The organism is Rhizobium sp. UBA1881, assembly GCF_002338015.1.
Lineage (GTDB): Bacteria > Pseudomonadota > Alphaproteobacteria > Rhizobiales > Rhizobiaceae > Rhizobium.
Map to the genome: position 1 here is coordinate 1 of NZ_DDHH01000201.1, position 2,770 is coordinate 2,770.

General features: G+C 58.3%; 2 protein-coding genes. One reads left to right on the plus strand and one right to left on the minus strand.

Annotation, left to right across the window (positions count from 1 at the left end; genetic code table 11):
* Nucleotides 1-1,480 (minus strand): GMC family oxidoreductase N-terminal domain-containing protein (locus B3605_RS24905; protein ID WP_296436805.1); only part of this gene is annotated, 1,480 nt, incomplete at its 3' end.
* Between B3605_RS24905 and B3605_RS24910 the strand changes: the two genes are divergently transcribed.
* Complete coding sequence (locus B3605_RS24910; RefSeq protein ID WP_296436806.1) at nucleotides 1,430-2,257, plus strand: sugar phosphate isomerase/epimerase family protein; 828 nt, start codon at nucleotides 1,430-1,432, stop codon at nucleotides 2,255-2,257. The genes B3605_RS24905 and B3605_RS24910 overlap by 51 nt on opposite strands.
* Nucleotides 2,258-2,770: the final 513 nt, after the last annotated feature.

Below are 2,770 nucleotides of genomic sequence, written 5' to 3' on the forward strand. Positions count from 1 at the left end.
AGCCCGGCGCCGGCCGGCCGATGATGTTGGAGATCTTCAGCGCGTATTCCTTAGCGTCTTCCAAGCGCGCCTTGTCGCCTTCGGACTGATGCCAATTGATCGAGATGGCGGGCAGGCCGAGCCAGTCGCTGCGCGTATCGTCAAAGATCACGCGGTTGTCGGGGCTGATGTCGGAGGAGACAAAGACACCCATCCCGATCGGCTGTCCAACGATATCGCCAGAACGCGGCATACTGTGCAGGCTGGCAGGCGCGATGGTCACGGAGTAGGGAAGTTCCTTGGTGGCCGGGATCCAGTTCATGGCTTTCATCGGCACATCGGTGTCCATCTCGGAAATCTGTGAGACAATGTAGTGGTCATTGAGGTTGCGGCCGAGTGCCTCCGGGCGAATGCCTGATGCGTACAGAAGCTGCGGCGAATGAAGAGCGTCGCAGGCGACGACGACAGTGCCGGCACCAACGACGTAGGTTTCGCGCGAGCCCGTGCTGGCGAGCTCGACGCCGGTGACGGTTTGGCCATCATGAATGATCCGGCGGCAGGCCGTCTCCTTCACAATGGTAAAGCGTTCGGCAGGCTCTTCGACCAGATCACCAAGCACCACGTCGGTTCCATGATAATACAACCCATCGGGACCCGGTGTGGCGGCAAGTGGCATTGGCTGGACGAAGCGGTCCGGCGTGCGGCCCGGGTTGAAGACTTCGCCTAGGCGTTCGCGAAGCGCAATGGCGGCCGGGTCACCGGCATTCGGATCGGTGTTGGTGCCGAGAAGCTTTGCTGAGGTGGCAAGTGCTGCCTGTATCTCATCAGCGGGGATGAAGGGCACGAGCTCGATTTGCGAGGGGATTGGTGTGCCGGTGGACCATTTGGTACCCATGCCGCCGACATTGGCGGCAGAAAAGCCGGCAAACAGGTTTTCATCCTGGGGGTCGCCGTCATTGGCGATGAAGAGGCCTGACCGGCGTAGAAGCGATCCGTCAAAGCCACCGGCACGGCGTGCTTCCCATTCTTCCTTATTGATCGGCATGCGAGGACTGCGATCGCCGCCTTGGGCCAGCACTTCGAGCGCGTTACGCTCGTCGAGGTCGGCTACGTTGTCGAGGTGAGCGCCGGTCTTTGGCAGAATCTGAGGTCCGGCCTCCACCATCACGATCCGGGCCTCTGGCCAGTTGTTGCGAATGATCCTGGCATAGGCCGAGCCGGTCGGACCACTACCCACAATCACGACATCTGCGGACTTTATTACCATTCCTGCATGCTCCACGCACTTCATCTCTTTGATAACAAACAAGGATGTATCGCGGTGATTGTCAATCTCGATGTTGACAGTCTCAACCGCGTTTCCGATGGTGTCGTTGTCGTAGCGAGGAGAGTACCCATGAAGTTCGGCCTGAGTTCCTATAGTTTCCGCCCTTTGATGTTGGACGGTTCGATGCAGATCGAAGATCTCTTCACCTGGATCAGGGATAATGGCGGCGAACACCTCGAGCTCGCGACACTGTCAATCGCCCCTGGCGGTGATGACCTCAACTACGAACTGATCAAGGATGAGGACAGCCTCGAGCGCCTGCGCAAGGCGTCAACCGAGACCGCTATACCACTCTCTGGCCTCTGCATTGCCGGGAACTTCATCGGCGATGACCGACGCGCGCAGATCGACCGGGTAAAGAGATATGTCGAACTCTGCGACCGTCTCGACGTTCGCTTCCTGCGCCACGATGTCGTGCCGTGGTCGTTGCGTGCGACGAATGCCGCGCAGTTCGAAGCGGCATTTCCGATGATCGTCGATGCCTGCCGGGAGGTTGCTGAGCATGCGGAGCGTCTGGGTGTCACCGCCAGCATCGAGGACCACGGCTTCTTCATGAACTCCAGCGAGCGCGTCAAGCGCCTGCTCAACGCCGTCGATAGCCCGAATTTCAAGATGACGCTCGATGTCGGTAACTTTCTTTGCCTCGACGAAAACCCTGTAACGGGCACAAGAGCGTCGATCGCCCATGCGAGCTTCGTACATGTCAAAGATTTCTACGTTCGCGCCGAAAACCCGGGGCCGGGCTGGCTGGAGACGCTCAACGGGCAGTTTATCCGCGGTTCGGTGTTTGGATTCGGCGACCTGCCGGTGAAGTCGCTTGTGAAATCCATCGTGGATTCCGGCTATGATGGCTTCATCTCCCTTGAATACGAAGGCAACGAACCAACGCACTACGGCTGCCAAATTGGTCTCGCGAACGCCCGCAAGCTCTTTGCCGAACTGAAGAAATGATATTTGTCGTTTGATGTCCAAAGTGTCGGCAGCAGGATGCCGTCGGGAGACCAGATGGCTTAGGACCCGCATCTGCGATAGATCTCCGCGGGCTGTCATAATTCTTCCTGTGCTCAGGCAGTTCGTCGACATCACCCTGGATTTGTGTGCATCTCCCTTTCGTGGCGACGCAATTTTACTTTGAACAATGATCGTGTCTTTGTTCACAAATCCGAAACGTCGGAAGTTCGCACGACGGACCGAACCGACTTCTGCGCTCGGCGACGACATCTGGCGGTAACCAACGCCTGCGATGTGAGGGAAGACCCAATATTCGATCCAGCGGTTCACATGGATCGAAGTGCCCGCGACCGCGGAGCTAGCTGCCAGCCCAGCAAAGGAGATGGACCAGTCGATTGCCGCCAAGCACAAGGCCTTGAGCCTAGACGTCTAAATGCAGGCGCAGCCATGCATCAGGCGGAATGGTTGTCGCGCAGCTGTGCTCCGGCGACGTACAGCCGGTCGTCAAATTTT

What these genes read in the sequence shown, in the direction of transcription:
- B3605_RS24910 (WP_296436806.1), top strand. Translation starts at nt 1,430, where the DNA reads ATGCAGATCGAAGATCTCTTCACCTGGATCAGGGATAATGGCGGCGAA.